The organism is Leptothrix mechoopdaensis (SeqCode), from assembly GCF_053893855.1.
This window is the reverse complement of the sequence record NZ_CM132699.1, coordinates 4,300,723-4,317,807: the sequence shown is the minus strand read 5'-3', so window position 1 is coordinate 4,317,807 and position 17,085 is coordinate 4,300,723. Positions and strand designations below refer to the sequence as shown.

The window sequence follows — 17,085 nt, the reverse complement described above, 5'->3', positions numbered from 1 at the left end:
ATGCGCCTCACCCCGACGCTGGCGGCACTGGCCGCCGGGATGCTGCTGGGCGGCTGCGGCGGTGGCGGCACATCCAGCACCGACCTGCCGGTGCCCGACACCAGCGCGGTCACCGCCTCGGCCAGCCCGAGCACGCTGCCGGTCAACTGGCATCACGGCGTGTTCATGCAGGTCTTCGTGAGGGCCTACCAGGACAGCGACGGTGACGGCATCGGCGACCTGCGCGGCCTGACGCAGCGGCTGGACCACCTGCAGCAGCTGGGCATCACCGGCCTGTGGCTGATGCCGATCCACCCCAGCCAGGACGGCGACCACGGCTACGCGGTGAGCGACTACCGCGCCGTTGCGCCCGAGTACGGCACGCTGGCCGACGTCGACACGCTGCTGCGCGAGGCCCATGCGCGGGGCATCGGCGTGATCCTCGACTGGGTCATCAACCACAGCGCGGCGCGCCACCCGCTGTTCCAGCAGTCGCGCAGCGCGGCCGACAACCGCTGGCGCGACTGGTACGTCTGGGAGCGCCAGCACCCGTCGGGCTGGTCGGTCTACGGCGCCGACCCCTGGCGCGGTACCACCAACGGCTCGTACTACGCGCCGTTCTGGACCGAGATGCCGGACTTCAACCTGAAGAACCCGGCGGTCGTCGCCTGGCAGCAGGACAACCTGCGCTTCTGGCTCAACCGGGGCGTCGACGGCGTGCGCATCGATGCGGCCGGCAACCTGGTCGAGAACGGGCCATCGGCCTGGGAACATCAGGACGCCAACCATGCCGTGCTCGCCGCCACGAGGGCCGTGCTGGACGGCTACGGCGGGCGCTACCTGGTCTGCGAGGCACCGAGCCTGCCGCAGCGTTATGCGGCCGCCGACAGCTGCGGCGCGGCCTTCGCCTTCGGCCACCAGAACGACCTGGTCGCCGCCGCGCGCGGTGACGCCGCCGCACTGGCCCGCGTGGTCGCCTACCCGCTGTCGGCACCCGACGGCATGGCCGCCTTCGCCAGCAACCACGACAGCTTTGCCGGCCAGCGCGTGGCCGATCAGCTCGGCGGCGACATCACCCGCCAGAAGCTGCTGGCGGCCACCTACCTGCTGCAGTCACGCACCGCCTTCGTCTTCTACGGCGAGGAGATCGGCATGACCGGCGCTGCCACGTTGGACGGTGACCCGAAGCTGCGCGTGCCGATGAGCTGGACCGGCGAACGCGGCCGTGCCGGCTTCACCACCGGCACACCCTTCCGCGCCCTGGCCGGCAATGCGGCCACGCAAAACGTGGCGGCGCAGCAGGCCGATCCGGCCTCGCTGCTGTCGCACTACCGCGCCGTGATCGCCCTGCGCCGCGCCTTGCCGGCGCTGGTGGAAGGCCGCTACGCCCATGCCGCTTCCTCCGGCCTGGCGATGCAGTTCCAGCGCCTGGGTGGTGACCCGACGGGCGATCCGTCCGGCCTGGGGGGTGCCTGGGTCGGCGTCAACCACGGCGACAGCGCCGCGACCCTGGACGTGCCCGGCCTGTCCGCCAGCACCCGGCTGGTCCGCCACTGGCCGGCCGGTGCGGCCGACGTCGTCGCCGACGGCACCGGCCGTGCGCAGGTCACGCTGCCGGCGCGCAGCTTCGCGGTGATGCGCATCCAGCCCGGGAGCCCGCCATGATCCTCTTTCGACTCGCCGCCCGTTCAGCCGCGCTGGCCCTGCTGGCCCTGACCGGCCTCGCTCCCGCGATGGCCGCGCCCGCGAGAGACACGGCACCGCCGCCGGTCGACGTCGCCCCGGTGACGGCCCGACCGACGCCGAGCCCACTGTCGGCAGACTGGCATCACGGCGCCTTCATGCAGATCTTCGTGCGCTCCTACCAGGACAGCGACGGCGACGGCAACGGTGACCTGCGCGGGCTGATCGGGCGACTGGATGACCTGCAGGAGCTGGGCATCACCGGCCTGTGGCTGCTGCCCGTCATGCCCAGCCAGGACCAGGACCACGGCTATGCGGTGAAGGACTACCGCGCCATCGAGCCGGCCTACGGCACGCTGGCCGATTTCGACGAGCTGCTTCGACAGGCCCACGCGCGCGGCATCGGCGTGATCCTCGACTACGTCGTCAACCACAGCGCGGCCGAACACCCGTTGTTCGTGGCTGCAGACGCCTCGCGCACATCGCCCTGGCGCGACTGGTACGTCTGGCGTGACACGGCACCGGCGGGCTGGAAGATCTACGGCCAGAACCCGTGGTACGAGACCGACCAGGGCGCCTACTTTGCCGGCTTCTGGAACCAGATGCCCGACTTCAACCTGCGCAACCCGTCGGTCGTCGCCTGGCACCACGACAACCTGCGCTGGTGGCTCAACCGAGGGGTCGACGGCTTCCGCTTCGACGCCGTCGGCAACCTGATCGAGAACGGTCCGGACGCCTGGGAGAACCAGCCCGAGAACGACGCATTGCTCGACGGCATCCGCCGCGTCGTCATGGGCTACCCGAACCGCTACATGGTCTGCGAGTCGCCCGGCGCGCCGACCCGCTACGCGACAGCCGACACCTGCGGCGCGTCGTTCGCGTTCACGCAGAACTTCAACGTGATCGGTGCAGCCGCAGGCGACGAGGTCTCGCTGGCCGACGCGGCGGCCTACTTCACGACGGCACCCGCGACGATGGCCACGATGGCCAGCAACCACGACAGCTTTGCCGGCGACCGGCTGTGGAACCAGCTGGAAGGCGACCTGGTGGAGATCCGGCAGGCCGCCGCCAGCTACCTGCTGCTGCCCGGCACGCCCTTCATCTACTACGGCGAGGAGATCGGCATGGCCAATGCCGCCGCGCTCCAGGGCGATCCGCGACTGCGCTCGCCGATGAGCTGGAGCGCTGATCCGCTGCGCGGCGGCTTCACCACCGGTGAGCCCTACCGCGCACTGGCCGCCAACGTGAGCCGCCAGAACGTCGCGGCACAACGAGGCGATCCGGGCTCGCTGCGCAGCTTCTACCGTGACGTCATCGCGCTGCGCCGCAGCTCGCCCGCCCTCATGCGCGGGGCCTATGTGCGGCCGCAGGTCGACGGCCTGGTCTTCAGTTTCCAGCGCGTGCTCGGCGAGCGCCGCGCGCTGGTCGTCTTCAACCATGGCCGGCGTGCGGCGACCGCGAACGTGGCGGGCCTGCCAGCCAGCGCCACGCTGACCAGCCGCTGGCCTGCCGGCGATGCGGCCCTGCGCACCGACGCACAAGGCGCCGCCGCGCTCGTGGTGCCGGCCCGGTCGTTCCGGGTCTTCGAGTCCGTGCCCTGAGCGATGACGGCCCGGCACGGGCCTCCTCGAAGCCCGGCAAGCGAGCCACGCCGGGCCTCTTCAGAACCCGGCGTGGCCGGGTTCTCTTTTTTGCACGCTGCACGCCCCAACCCGATCACGGCATCATCCCGCCCTCGCCGAACACCCCGCCCCGAGGAGACACGAGATGAGCTACGCCGCCGCCCCCGATCGCTACGAATCGATGCCCTATCGCCGCTGCGGTGCCAGTGGCTTGCAGCTGCCGGCGCTGTCGCTGGGGCTGTGGCACAACTTCGGCGACACCACGCCGATGAGCGTGCAGCGCGAGATGGCGCGCACCGCGTTCGACCTGGGCATCACGCACTTCGACCTGGCCAACAACTACGGCCCGCCCTACGGCAGTGCCGAGATCAACTTCGGCCGGCTGCTGCGGGAAGACTTCAAGCCCTACCGCGACGAGCTGATCATCTCCAGCAAGGCCGGCTGGGACATGTGGCCGGGCCCCTACGGCCAGGGCGGCGGCTCGCGCAAGTACGTGCTGGCCAGCCTGGACCAGAGCCTGCAGCGGCTGGGTCTGGACTACGTCGACATCTTCTATTCGCACCGCTTCGACAAGGACACGCCGCTGGAAGAGACCGCGCAGGCGCTGGCCCACGCGGTGCGGCAGGGCAAGGCGCTGTACATCGGCATCTCGTCGTATTCGCCGGGCAAGACCGCCGAGATGGCCGCGCTGCTGAAGGCCGAAGGCGTGCCACTGCTGATCCACCAGCCGAGCTACAACCTGCTGAACCGCTGGATCGAGAACGGCCTGCTCGACACGCTGGCGCAGGTCGGCGCCGGCTGCATCACGTTCACCGCGCTGGCGCAGGGCCTGCTGTCGGACAAGTACCTCGCCGGCATCCCGGCGGACGCGCGCATCAACCGGCCGGGCGGTGGCTCGCTGATGCGCGAGCACCTGAGCGAGGCCAACCTGCAGCGCGTGCGCGCGCTCGACGCGATCGCCAAGCGGCGCGGCCAGAGCCTGGCGCAGATGGCGCTGGCCTGGGTGCTGCGCGATCCGCGTGTCACGACCACGCTGATCGGTGCCAGCAGCGCGGCGCAGATCCGCGAGAACGTCGGCGCGCTGAAGAACCTGTCGTTCAGCGCCCAGGAGCTGGCCGAGATCGACCAGCACGCCGGCGAAGGCGGCGTCGACCTGTGGCGCGCCCCGGCGTCGGACTGGGCTTGAGCGAGGTCCGGCAAGACGCTGCCGTGCAGCGCTGGTCGACCGAGGACGTCGCGGCGCCGCAGCGGCTGGACTACTGGATCGGCGCGGTGTGCGAGAACTTCGTCGAGATGGACGTCACCTGCCCGCAGCCGCAGTGGCTGGCCGCCGAGCTGGCCACGGCGCCGCTCGGGCGTCTGCAGCTCAACCAGGGACGTGGCAGTGCGCTGGACTTCTATCGGACCCGGCGCGGCATCGGCCGGCGCGAGGACCGCGCCGGCCACGTCTATTACCTGCTGTGCAAGACCGACTCGGCCTGGGTCGCCGCGCAGCACGGCGTCCAGGCGCGGCTGCTGCCAGGTGACCTGGTGATGGTCGATTCGCGCCACTGCTACGAACTGCATTTCCCCGAACGCTGCGACACCCTGTCGCTCGAACTGCCGGCCGACTGGGTCGAGCGCTGGTTGCCGGCTCCGGCCGAACAGGCCGGCCGCCGGATCGACGGCAGCAGCGGCTTCGGCGCGGCGCTGTCGGCCTACACCCGCCTGCTGCGACCGGAGCTGACGCTGGCCCCGCCGCTGCCGGTCGACCTGCTGGGTGACCAGCTCGGCGCGCTGCTCGCGCTGGCCACCGGCGGCTCGGCGAGCGCGCCGGGGCGGTCGTCGGTCGACCTGCGCGGGCGCATCGTCGCGGCGCTGCGCGAGCGTCATGCCGAACCCGGCCTGACCGCCGCCCAGGTCGCCGCCGGGCTGGGTGTCGGCGAGCGCAGCCTGCACCGCGCGCTGGCCGTCGAGGGCCTGACCTTCGCGAGCCTGCTGGCCGAATGCCGGGTCGGCGCGGCCCGGGTGCTGCTGGCCGATGCCCGCTTCGACCGCCTGACCGTCGCCGAGATCGGCCGCCGCGTCGGCCTGGCAGATGCCTCGCACTTCGTGCGGGTGATCCGCCGCCACACCGGCCGCACGCCGGGCGAGTGGCGCCGCCAGCGCTGATCCGCCCGGGCGAGGCCTGGCAGGCAGCGGCCAGCATCCTGGCAGACCACGGCTATCCGCCATCACCGGGACGGCCTAAGGTGTCGCGCACCACCACCCGACATGGAGACACCGATGTCCGACACCTACGTCCTCGTCCACGGCGCCTGGCACACCGGCCAGGAGATGGAGCCGGTCGCCGCCGAGCTGCGCGCCGCCGGTCACACGGTCCACTGCCCGACGCTGGCCGGCAACCGCGCCGGCGATGACCGCAGCGTCATCGGCCTGGCCGATGCGGTGGCCTCGCTGGTCGAACACGTCGAGTCGCACCGGCTCGAACGGGTGCGCCTGGTCGGCCACAGCTACGGCGGCATGGTGATCTCGGACGCGGCCGAGCGGCTGCTGCCCCGGCTGGCGCGGCTGGTCTACGTCAACGCCTTCGTGCCGCAGCCGGGCGAGAGCCTGACGGACATGATCCCGCCGCACTTCACGGCCCTGTTCGACGTGATCGCCAGCGCCAACGGCAACGCGCTGACGCTGCCCTTCCCGATCTGGCGCGACGCCTTCATCAACGACGCCGATCTGGCGCTGGCGCAGTCGGCCTACGCGCGGCTCAACCCGCATCCGTACCGGACCTTCACCGATCCGTCGTCGATCACGAAGCCGCTGGCCGAGCTGGAGCTGGGCAAGTCCTACGTCAACTGCGTGCTCGACACCGCCCTGCCGGCCAGCCTGCCGTGGCACCCGCGGCTGTCCGAGCGCCTCGGCCTGTACCGCTACATCGAGAGCGCCGGCAGCCACGAGGCCTGGTTCACCGAACCGGCCGCCCTGGCCCGCGCGATCGAGCGGGCCGGTCGGGACTGACGCCGCGCGATCGAGCGGGCCGGCCGGGACTGACGCCCCGGGCCGGCCCGTCCGTCACGGGCGCCTCAGCGCACGTGGAACGACGGCGCCGGCTTGTAGACCGGCGTGTCCAGCCCGGCCTGGCGGGCCTTCAGCTGCAGCGACAGGAACTGCGAGTAGTGGCGCGACTGGTGCAGGTTGCCGCCGTGGATCCACAGGTTGGGCACCGGCGTCGGCTTCCACATGTTGCGCAGCTCACCTTCCCACGGGCCCGGATCCTTGGTCGTGGCCGAGCCCAGGCCCCAGCACTTGCCGACCTGGTCGGCCACCTCGGGCGAGATCAGGTCCGCCAGCCAGCCGTTCATCGAGCCGTAGCCGGTCGCGTAGACCAGCAGGTCGCAAGGCAGTTCGGTGCCGTCGGTCAGCGTCACCGACTTCGGGTTGATGCGCTCGATGTTGACGCGGCTCTTGAGCTTGACGCTGCCGTTGGCCACCAGCTCGCTGGCGCCCACGTCGATGTAGTAGCCAGAGCCGCGGCGCAGGTACTTCATGAACAGGCCCGAGCCGTCCTCGCCGAAGTCGAGCATGAAGCCGGCCTTCTCCAGCCGCGCGTAGAGATCCGCATCGCGCTTCTTCATCTCCTCGTACACGGGGATGTGGAAGGTGTGCATGATCTTGTAGGGCACGCTGGCGAAGATCAGGTCGGCCTTGTGGTGGTCGATGCCGTTGGCCACCGCCTGCTCGCTGTAGAGGCCGCCCAGCGCCAGCTCCATCAGCGAATCGGACGGCGCGATGTGGGTCGAGCTGCGCTGCAGCATCGTGACGTCCGCGCCGTGTTCCCACAGGGCCGCGCAGATGTCGTGGGCCGAGTTGTTCGAGCCCAGCACGACCGCCTTCTTGCCGGTCCAGCCGTCCGAGCCGACGTGCTTGCTCGAATGCACCTGGACGCCCTCGAAGGTCTCCGCGCCGGGGATCTTCGGCACGTTCGGATAGCCCGACACGCCCAGCGCGAACACCAGCTGCTTCGGCCGCAGCGTGACCGGCTTGCCCTCGCGCAGCACGCGCACCTCCCAGGTCCCGCTGGCCTCGTCCCAGCGGGCCTTCTCGGCCACCGTCGAGCTCCAGTAGTTGATCTCCATCAGGCGGGTGTAGTGCTCCAGCCAGTCGCCGATCTTGTCCTTGGCGGCGAACACGGGCCAGTCGTCCGGGAAGGGCAGGTACGGCAGGTGGTCGTACCAGACCGGGTCGTGCAGGTGCAGGCTCTTGTAGCGGTTGCGCCAGCTGTCGCCGGGCCGCGCGTTCTTCTCGATGACGATGGTCGGCACGCCCAGCCGGCGCAGCCGCGCGGCCAGCGCGATGCCGCCCTGCCCGCCGCCGATGATCACGGTGTCGGGCTGCACGGTGTAGCCCAGCGACGCCTCTTCCTCGGCGCGCAGTTCGGCCCATGACTTGCGGCCCGGGAACACGCCGTGTTCGGCGCCCTTGGCGCGGTTCGGGCCCTTCTTCTCCTCGTGGCCCTTCAGCTCGGTCATGGTCGTCAGCAGCGTCCAGGCCTGGTCGCCGGCCTCGCCACTCTTGAGCCGGACCAGCCCGTGGCCACGCGCCTGGGCGGTCTCGTAGTCGAACCAGGCCTCGGTCACGCCGCCGCCCTCGGTCGCCTCGCCACGGACGGTGAAGTTGCGCGCCTGGGTGCGGGCCGCACAGGCCGCCACCATCTCGCGGATCTGGTCGCGGCCTTCCTCGGTGCGGATGTTCCAGGTGAAGGACACGAGGTCGCGCCAGTAGCTGTCGGCCTCGAACAGCGCCGCCACGGCATCGGCATCGCCGCTGTTGAGCGCCGCCTCGAAACGGCCCAGCCAGGCCTGGGCGCGTTGTGTGGGTGTCGTCATCGATGAGTCTCCTGTGGTGTGGTCCACCAGGCGGATCGGGCCTGGCAACCGGACTCAGCGCAAGGCCCGTGCCCGGCCTTCCGGCCATGCCCCGAAGGCCTGCAAACCCCCGACAACCCCGTGTTCATCGATGAAAGACGCGATCGGCCCGATCCGTCAGGCCCCCGTGCAGCTGTCACACCCGGTCAGCTGTCACGCCCCGGCTGCGACAGGTGTCACAGGTCCAGCGGCGACGCGATGCCCCAGCGCTTCATGCGCCGGTACAGCGTCATGCGCGAGCAGCCGAGCTGGCGCGCGACGGCCGACACGTTCCAGCGCGCGGCCTGCAGCGCCTGGCGCAGCGCCTCGGCTTCCTGCGGGCCCTGCAGCGCCAGCGCGTCGGCGTCCGGGCGTCGTGACGGTGGCGCGGCGCGGGCCTCGTCCGGCGCGGGTGCCAGCACCGCATCGGGCAGGTCGGCCAGGCCGATCACGCCGCCGACGCAGACCGTGCGGGCGTAGTCCAGCGCGTTGCGCAGCTCGCGCAGGTTGCCGGGCCAGCGGTGGGCGTGCAGGGCGGCGCGGGCGGCCGCTTCGAGCGCCGGGGCCGGCCGGGCCTGATGCGCAGGGTGCGCCAGCATCCGGTCGATCAGGCCGTCGAGGTCGCGCCGCTCGCGCAGCGGCGGCAGTTGCACGTGCGCGCCGTTGAGGCGGTAGTACAGGTCGTCGCGGAACCGGCCCTCGCGCACCAGCGCCTCCAGCGGCCGGTGGGTCGCGGCGATCACCCGAAGGTTGACCTTGACCGGCCGGGTCGCACCGATCGGCAGCACCTCGCGTTCGGCCAGCACGCGCAGCAGCCGGGCCTGCAGCGGGCGCGGCATGTCGCCGATCTCGTCGAGGAACAGCGTGCCGCCATCGGCCTCCTGGATCAGCCCTCGCTTGCCCTTGGGCCCGGCGCCCGAGAAGCTGCCGGCCAGATGCCCGAACAGCTCGCTCTCGATCAGCGACTCCGGGATCGCCGCGCAGTTGACCGCCACGAACGGCCCGCCGCGCCGTTCCGAGGCCGCGTGCATCGCCTGCGCGAACAGCTCCTTGCCACTGCCGGTCTCGCCGGTGATCAGCAGGCTGACGGGGCTGTTGACCAGCCGCGCCGCGCGTTCGATCTGGCGGTCCAGCGCCGGGTCGCCAGCCGACAGCGCGGCCAGCGGCGCCGGCACCTTCGGGTCGGCGGACAGATCGCCGATCAGCCCGGCATCGGCCGCCTGGCGATGCGCTGCCGGACGCCCCGGCGGCGGCGAGGCCAGCAGGAACAGCAGCTGCCGGCCATCGCTGCGGCGCACCGCGCGCTGGTCGACCGCGCGGCCCTGCACGTAGCGGCCGAGCCGGTCCAGCGGCACGTCGATCAGCCGGGTCAGCGGCTGGCCGATCAGCGCGGACGACCGTCCGGGCAGCGCGACGCCACCGAGCGCCGGCTCGAACAGCAGCTGCGCGCGGCGGTTGTGGCCGATCACGCGGCCGGCCTCGTCCAGCGCCAGCAGGTAGTCCGGGTTGACGTCCAGGAACTGCGGCGCCTCGCTCAGGCGCAGCACCCAGTCCTGCCGGTGACGCTGCAGGAAGGCCGCGTTCTCGACGTGCTGCGCATAGACCTTCACCAGCTGCAGCGCCAGGTGCTGGCTCTCCTTGGGCTGCGCCGAGCTGAGCTGCGAGATGTCCAGCACCGCCTGCAGCCGCCCCAGCGTGTCGTGTACCGGCGCGGCCGTGCAGGTCAGCGGGATGTGGGTGGCGTCGAAGTGGTCGTCCAGATGCACCGTCAGCGCCTGCCCGGTGCTCAGGCAGGTGCCGACGCCGCAGGTGCCGGCGTGGTGCTCGCTCCAGTCCGCCCCCAGATACAGCCCGGCGCGGCGCAGGTGCGGTTCCATCTGCAGGTCGCCGAGGAAGTCGACCGTGACGCCGCGCGCATCGGTCAGCAGCACGACATAACCCTGCCCGGCGACCTGGTGGTAGAGCGACTCCAGCCCGTGCCGCGCGATCGACAGGAACGCGTCCATCTGGTCCTGGTGCTCGCGCAGCCGCGCCTGCGGCAGGATGACCGCCTCCTGCATCCGCGTCGGATCGAGCCGGTGCTCCCGCACGCAGCGCTCCCAGCTCGCCCGGATGATGGCGTCATGCCGCGCGGCAGCCGGCGCCCCGACACCGCTGTCGGCCACCTGCATCACGGTCGCGATGTGGGCCTGCCGGTTCAGCGGCGAGGCAGTGGTCAAACCAGCGTTCAACCCAGCATTCGAGGCAACGGCCATGAGCGGTCTCCGGTCGGGGCGGAACGCTCGAATGTGCCGCAGGGGGCGGGGGTGTGGCGAGGGTGGAATCACGGAGCGCGGGGTGGGCTTGGGGCGCCACTTCTTCCCTGCTTCGTCTGCTGATTCAGCCGTAGGGCGCAGGGTCGGCTTCGTTCATCCAAGGCGGCGTGACGACCTTGCCATCGTCGGCGACCCGTTGTCTGGACTTGACGAGGTTCAAGCTCTGGAAGCAGCCCAGAGGCGGGCGAAGTCAAACGAGAGCTGGCGGAGGCGACGGGTGGCGTGCGCTACCGTCCTGCTCCCCTACACCGCATTGCCCACCCATGGCCCGCAACATCGAGATCAAGGCTCGCCTGACATCGCTCGCCGAGATCGAGCCGAAGGTCGCGGCGGTCGCCACCGAAGGGCCGGTCGTGCTGCTGCAGGACGACACCTTCTTCGCCTGCGCGAACGGGCGGCTGAAGCTGCGGGCGTTCGGGGCGGATGCCGACGGGAAGACGCCGCCGGCCGACCTGATCTTCTACCGGCGGGCGGATGCCGCCGGGCCGCGCGCCAGCCACTACCGCATCAGCGCCTGCCCGGACGCGGACGGCATGCGGGTGCTGCTGGCGGAGGCGCATGGGCAGACCGGGCGGGTGCGCAAGCGCCGGGTGCTCTACCTCGTCGGCCGCACCCGCGTACATCTGGACGAGGTCGAGGGCCTGGGCGCCTACCTGGAGCTGGAGGTGGTGATGCGCGACGGCGAGCCGGCCGAGGCCGGGCTGGACGAGGCGCGCGCGTTGATGGCGCAGTTGGGCATCGCGCCGGCACAGCTGGAATCGCGCGCCTATGTCGACCTGCTGGCCGAGCGTCAGGCCGCTGGCGACTGGCGCCTGGAACTGGCCGATTCCGAGCTGGCGTCGATCGGGCTGGACGAGGATGGCGCGTTGCGGCTGCGGTTGGCGGTCGCGGTGCTGGAGCCGTCCGCCGAACGGCGCGCCGAGGGTGCCGAGACCGAACACGCGCTGGGCGTGACCTTGCGCTTCGGCGCGGTCGCCGGGCTGAGTGCCGACACGCTCGGCGCCTGGACGCCGGGCCGCATCCGCCGCGCCCGCGTCACCACCGGCGGCAGTGCCGGCACCGTGGCACTCCCTTGCCCCGGCCACATTGCCGGGCCGCTGGCGGTGGAACTTCAGCCGGCACATGGCGAGGCGCTCCATTGGCAAGCGGTCGGGCTCACGGTGTCGCTGGCGAACGACGCGCGAAGGCTGGATGTGCACGCTTGCTGAACAAGGTGTCGCAGAAAAGACCCGACTCTGACGCGGGTCAATCCGGATCTACCTGCGATAGCCCGCTGCAAGGCGATTGGACTAACTTGTCGGGTGTCTTCCTCCGCGCCCGGTCCCCGCGTCCGAATCCCGTCTGTGCCCGACCCCGAAAAACCCTCCACGCCCCTGCCCGGATCGGCGGCCGCGCCACGCTTGCCGGCCACCACGCCGGACCCCGTTGTCCAGGGTGAACCGGAGGCGGGCGCGCGCCTGCACCGGCCGAGGCTGGTCGGCATCGGCGCTTCGGCGGGCGGGCTGGAGGCGCTGAAGACGCTGCTGCCGGGCCTGCCGGTCGATGCGGACCTGACCTACGTCGTGCTGCAGCACCTCGCGCCGACCCACCGTTCGCTGCTGGCCGAGATCCTGGCCTCGCACACGACCATGCCGGTGCACGAGGTCCACGACGGCGACCGCCCCACCGGCGGCGTGGTGCTGGTGACGCCGCCCAACGCGCACATCGAGTTCGACGGCGAGCGGCTGCGCCTGACCGAGCCCGATCCGCAGTCGCTGCCACGGCCGTCGATCAACCTGTTCTTCGCGTCCCTGGCCGATCGGGTCGGCCCGCACGCGGTCGGCGTGATCCTGTCGGGCACCGGCTCCGATGGCGCGATGGGCCTGCGCCAGATCCACGCGGCTGGCGGCCGCACGCTGGTGCAGCAGCCGGCCACCGCGCGCTACACCGGCATGCCGGAGGCGGCGATCCGCGCGGTCGGCCATGACCGGGTGCTGCCGCCCGAGGCGATCGGGCCGGCGATCGAGCGCCGGCTGCTCGACTGTCCCGACGATGGGTTGATGGACGAATCGGCCGACACGCTGGCGCCCGGCTTCATCCCGGACCAGTTCGGCGAGCTGCTCGGGCTGGTACGGCGGCGCTGCGGCATCGACTTCGCCGAGTACAAGGAAGCCACGCTGCTGCGCCGCATCGCCCGCCGCATGCAGGCCCGCGACACGCCCGAGCTGGGCGACTACCTGCGCCTGTGCCAGCGCGAACCTGGCGAGCTGGACCTGCTGGCGCGCGACACGCTGATCTCGGTGACGCGCTTCTGGCGCGATCCGGCCGCCTTCCAGGTCCTGTCGGAGGCGATCGGCGCGCTGGTGCGACGCCAGCCGCCCAGCGAGCCGCTGCGTGTCTGGGTGGCGGGTTGCGCGACCGGCGAAGAGGCCTATTCCGTCGCGATGGCCTTCGGCGAGGCGCTGGGCGACCACCTGGCCGAGCGGGTCCTGCAGATCTTCGCGACCGACCTGGACCTGGAGGCGCTGGCGCTGGCCCGGCGTGGCCTGTACCCGCCCAGCGCGCTGTCGGACGTGCCCGAGGCGCTGGTCAAGCGCTACTTCACGCCCTATGGCGCGCAGGTCGAGTTCTCGCGCCAGCTGCGCGAACGGGTCGTGTTCTCGCGCCATGACCTGACGCGCGATCCGCCGTTCCCGCGCATGGACCTGATCTGCTGCCGCAACGTGCTGATCTACCTGAAGCAGGAAGCGCAGTCGCGCGTGATGCGCACCTTCCACTACGCGCTGCAGCCGCGTGGCCTGCTGTTCCTGGGGCGCAGCGAATCGGTGCTGCACCACGAGGACCAGTTCGTCGCGATCGACAAGGAACAGCGCCTGTACGAGCGCACCGGCCGCCGCGCCGCGCTGCCGGAACGTCCGCTGGAACCGGCCGGTCCGCCGGCGGCGGCCCTTCGCCAGCGCCGGGGGCCGATGCCGGAGACCGAAGCCCAGCTGCTGCGTCAGGCCGCCAGCGCCTACCTGCCGCCCTGCGTGCTGCTGGACGAGCGCCTGTGCGTGCTGCAGGTCCACGGCGAGGTCGGCCCGTTCCTGGCGCTGCGGCCGGGCAGCCAGTCGCTCGACGTGCTGTCGCTGGCGCGGCCGTCGATCGAGTCCGAGCTGCGCCTGATGTGCGCGCTGCTCGACGACAGCCGCCAGCCGCGCCATGCCGACGTGGTGCTGACCGAGGGCCGGCGGCGCGATCCGTGGCGGATGGTGCTGCACCCCTACGTCGGCCCGGCCGGCCAGCGCCGGGCGCTGCTGGCGTTCGAACGGCGGCCGAGACCGCGTTGCCGCGCCGAGGGGCCGGTGAGCGGTCCCGACGGCCTGGCCTCGCAGGCCGACACCCAGGCCGATCTCGCCACCGCGCGCGAGCGGATGAAGAGCCTGGTCGAGCAGCTCGAGGCCAGCAACGAGGAGATGCAGGCGCTCAACGAGGAAGCCCAGGCGACCAACGAGGAGCTGCAGGCCAGCAACGAGGAACTGCAGTCGGCCAACGAGGAGATGCAGGCCACCAACCAGGAGCTGGCCACCGTCAACGCCGAGCTGAACCACCAGTGGCGGCGCTACCAGCAGCTGTCCGACGAGCTGCAGAGCATCCACAACAGCATCGACCTGCCGCTGCTGGTGATCGACGCCAGCCTGGCGATCCGCCGCTACAACGACGCCGCCGCGCGGCTGTTCCACCTGAGCGCCGGCTGCGAGGGCCTGCAGCTGGGCACAATGACCCGCCCGGCGGGCATGCCCGACCTGAGCCTGCCGGTGATGCAGGCGCTGCACTCGGCCAGCCCGCTGGTGGTCCACCTGCCGCGCACCGACGACGGCAGCGAGTTCGTGCTGCACCTGGCCCACGAGGTCCACGGCGGCGAACGTCGCGGCATGGTCCTGACGCTGGTCGACAACACCCAGCTGGCCCGCGCCGAACGCCAGACCCGCAGCACCGAACAGCGCCTGCTGGCGGTGATGAGCCACGGCGGCGCGCTGGTGGCGATCAAGGACGCGTCCGGCCGCTACGAGTTCGCCAACGACCGCTACTGCCGCTTCTTCGAGCTGGAGCCCGGCACGATGGCCGGCCGCACCGACCTGCAATGCCTGCCCGCTGAGGTGGCCGGCCGGCTGCGCGACGCCGACATCGAGGTGCTGCGCGAGCACGAGGGCATCGAGCGCGAGGAGTTCTTCGACCTGGACGGCCGGCGCCGCTCCTGGTGGGTCAGCCGCTATGCGATGCGCGACGAGCACGGCGCGGTCGTCGCGGTCTGCGTGCAGGCGGTCGACCTGACCCGCTGGCATGCCGCCGACGAGGAGCTGCGCATCGCCGCGCGCATCCTCGACGTGACCTCCGAGGGGGTCATGATCACCGACCCGGCGCACCACATCCTGCGCGTCAACAAGGCCTTCACGACGGTCACCGGCTACAGCGCCGAGGAGGTCCGCGGCAAGCGGCCGAGGCTGCTGTCCTCCGGGCGCCACGACGACACCTTCTACGACGACATGCGCCAGCAGCTCGAACGCGAGGGCGCCTGGCGCGGCGAGATCTGGAACAAGCGCAAGAACGGCGAGGTCTATCCGGAGTGGCTGTCGATCAGCGCGATGCACGATCCGTCCGGCGCGGTGACCCACTACGTCGGCGTGTTCTCGGACATCTCGCAGCTGGCCGCCTCGCGCGAGCGCATCGAGCGCCTGGCCACCCATGACGAGCTGACCGGCCTGCCCAACCGCAGCCTGCTGGGCGACCGGCTGGACCATGCCATCGACGCGGCGCGCCGGGCCCGCCACGAGCTGGCGCTGTGTTTCATCGACCTGGACAACTTCAAGACCATCAACGACAGCCTGGGCCATGCCGCCGGCGACGAGATGCTGCGGCTGGCGGCGCGCCGGATCGTCGACCACGTGCGGGCGGCCGACACGGTCGCGCGCATCGGCGGTGACGAGTTCGTGCTGCTGCTGGAGGACACCTCGCGCCACGAGTGCCTGCAGACGGTCGAGCGCCTGAGCCGCGCGCTGGCCGAGAACGTCATCCTGCGCGACAGCACCGTGGCGGCAGCGGCCAGCATCGGCATCGCCTTCTTCCCGAGCGACGGCGAGGACGGCGCCACGCTGATGCGCAACGCCGATGCGGCGATGTACCGCGCCAAGCGGGCCGGCCGGGCGCGCTACGAGTTCTTCTCGTCCGAGGTCGGCGAGAGCGCACGCAACCGGCTGCAGCTCGAGAGCGGCCTGCGCACCGCGCTGCAGAACGGCGAGCTGATGCTGGTCTACCAGCCGCAGGTGCAGCTGGCCGATGGCCACGTCACCGGCTTCGAGGCGCTGCTGCGCTGGCGCTCGGGGGCCGGCGAGTGGATCGCGCCGTCGATGTTCCTGCCGATCGCCGAGGAGACCTCGCTGATCGACACGATCGGCGACTGGGTGATCGACCAGGCCTGCGCCCAGCTGGCGCAGTGGCGTCAGGCCGGCCACGCCTCGCTGACGATGTCGGTCAACGTCTCGCCGCGCCAGCTGCGCGACCGCCATTTCGCCGACCGGGTGCAGAACCACCTGATGCACCACCGGGTGCCGGGCCACCGGCTGATCATCGAGGTGACCGAGAGCGCGCTGCTGCAGCCGGGCGAGCACCTGGCGCCGCTGCTGCGCCGGCTGCAGGCGCTGGAGGTGCAGCTGTCGCTGGACGACTTCGGCACCGGCTACTCGTCGCTCGCCCACCTGCGCCAGCTGCCGCTGCATGAGCTGAAGATCGACCGAAGCTTCATCGACGGCGTGGCCGACCAGCGCGACGACCGCGAGATCGTCACCGCGATCCTGGGCCTGGCACGGGCGCTGGGCCTGCGCGTGGTTGCCGAGGGCGTCGAGACCCCGGCGCAGCGTGACGCGTTGCGGGCCCATGCCTTCGCCACCGCCGATGCGAACAGTCCGCCGCTGCTGACCCAGGGCTTCCTCTACGCGCCCGGGCTGATGCCCGACCAGGTCGGTCCGTGGCTGCTGCGTGCGGCCCGCCCGGCGGCCCGGCGATCCGGCGAAACCCCTGCATGACCAAGGCACCGCCCGGCGGCATCGCCAGCTGGTACGAGGTCGATGCCGAGGACCGGGTGCAGGCGGTATCGCCCGACTGGGACGGCTTCGCCCGCGCCAACGACGGGCCGGGCGCGCTGTCCCGCCAGGTGGTGGGCCGGCCGCTGGCCGAGTTCCTGACCGGCGATCCGACCCGCATGTTCGTCAGCGCGATCTTCGAGGCGGCCCGCCTGACCGGCCGTCCGCGCACCCTGCCCTACCGCTGCGACGCGCCCGATCTGGTCCGTCAGCTGGAGATGACGGTGCTGCCGCTGGCCGGCGGCGCGCTGCGGGTCGAGCACCGGATCCGCAGCGTGACGCCGCGCCAGCCCCGGCTGGCCCTGCAGGCGCTGCGCCCGCACGACCCCGCGACCGCCCGCTGGATGCGCTGCAGCCAGTGCCTGCGACTGGCGATGCCGGGGCCGGGCTCGCCGTGGTCGGAACTGGACGACAAGCTGCCCGATCTGGTCAGCGCGGCCCACCTGACGCTGCCGGTGCGCGACGGCGTCTGCCCGACCTGCATCGGGCGACAGCAGGACACCTGACC

10 protein-coding genes are annotated in these 17,085 nt (G+C 71.7%); 8 read left to right on the top strand and 2 right to left on the bottom strand.

What is annotated here, in order from left to right; genetic code table 11:
• From ACWA7K_RS18775 to ACWA7K_RS18755, 5 genes are all read left to right on the top strand, one after another.
• Positions 1-1,644: an alpha-amylase family glycosyl hydrolase gene (locus ACWA7K_RS18775; protein ID WP_456163170.1), complete on the top strand. Its 1,644-nt coding sequence runs from the start codon at positions 1-3 to the stop codon at positions 1,642-1,644.
• A complete protein-coding gene (locus ACWA7K_RS18770) occupies positions 1,641-3,263 on the top strand; it encodes an alpha-amylase family glycosyl hydrolase (protein ID WP_456163168.1) in 1,623 nt (540 codons plus the stop codon). The genes ACWA7K_RS18775 and ACWA7K_RS18770 overlap by 4 nt, the downstream gene beginning before the upstream one ends.
• Before the next feature lie 166 nt (positions 3,264-3,429).
• The gene (mgrA, locus tag ACWA7K_RS18765; protein WP_456163166.1) at positions 3,430-4,470 is read left to right on the top strand and encodes an L-glyceraldehyde 3-phosphate reductase; all 1,041 of its coding nucleotides are present in this window, start codon (positions 3,430-3,432) and stop codon (positions 4,468-4,470) included.
• Positions 4,467-5,435, top strand: a complete 969-nt coding sequence (locus ACWA7K_RS18760) for a helix-turn-helix domain-containing protein (protein WP_456163164.1) — start codon at positions 4,467-4,469, stop codon at positions 5,433-5,435. The genes mgrA and ACWA7K_RS18760 overlap by 4 nt, the downstream gene beginning before the upstream one ends.
• Before the next feature lie 114 nt (positions 5,436-5,549).
• The gene (locus ACWA7K_RS18755) at positions 5,550-6,278 is read left to right on the top strand and encodes an alpha/beta hydrolase (protein ID WP_456163162.1); all 729 of its coding nucleotides are present in this window, start codon (positions 5,550-5,552) and stop codon (positions 6,276-6,278) included.
• A gap of 65 nt (positions 6,279-6,343) precedes the next feature.
• Here the strand turns inward: ACWA7K_RS18755 and ACWA7K_RS18750 are convergent, their stop codons facing one another.
• Both ACWA7K_RS18750 and ACWA7K_RS18745 read right to left on the bottom strand, forming a co-directional pair.
• On the bottom strand, positions 6,344-8,146 hold the full coding sequence (locus ACWA7K_RS18750; protein WP_456163160.1) for an NAD(P)/FAD-dependent oxidoreductase: 1,803 nt from the start codon (positions 8,144-8,146) through the stop codon (positions 6,344-6,346).
• A 215-nt stretch (positions 8,147-8,361) separates the two neighbouring features.
• Positions 8,362-10,335: a sigma-54-dependent Fis family transcriptional regulator gene (locus ACWA7K_RS18745; protein ID WP_456168869.1), complete on the bottom strand. Its 1,974-nt coding sequence runs from the start codon at positions 10,333-10,335 to the stop codon at positions 8,362-8,364.
• Between the two features lie 407 nt (positions 10,336-10,742).
• On the opposite strand from ACWA7K_RS18745, the gene ACWA7K_RS18740 reads away from it, so the two are divergent.
• The 3 genes from ACWA7K_RS18740 (at position 10,743) to ACWA7K_RS18730 (ending at position 17,083) form a co-directional block, all read left to right on the top strand.
• Positions 10,743-11,687, top strand: coding sequence for a class IV adenylate cyclase (locus ACWA7K_RS18740; RefSeq protein WP_456210219.1), 945 nt, complete (start codon positions 10,743-10,745; stop codon positions 11,685-11,687).
• Between the two features lie 135 nt (positions 11,688-11,822).
• Entirely contained in the window at positions 11,823-16,520 is a 4,698-nt protein-coding gene (locus tag ACWA7K_RS18735; protein ID WP_456210217.1) for an EAL domain-containing protein, read from the top strand.
• Positions 16,517-17,083, top strand: coding sequence for a hypothetical protein (locus ACWA7K_RS18730; RefSeq protein WP_456163154.1), 567 nt, complete (start codon positions 16,517-16,519; stop codon positions 17,081-17,083). The genes ACWA7K_RS18735 and ACWA7K_RS18730 overlap by 4 nt, the downstream gene beginning before the upstream one ends.
• Positions 17,084-17,085: the final 2 nt, after the last annotated feature.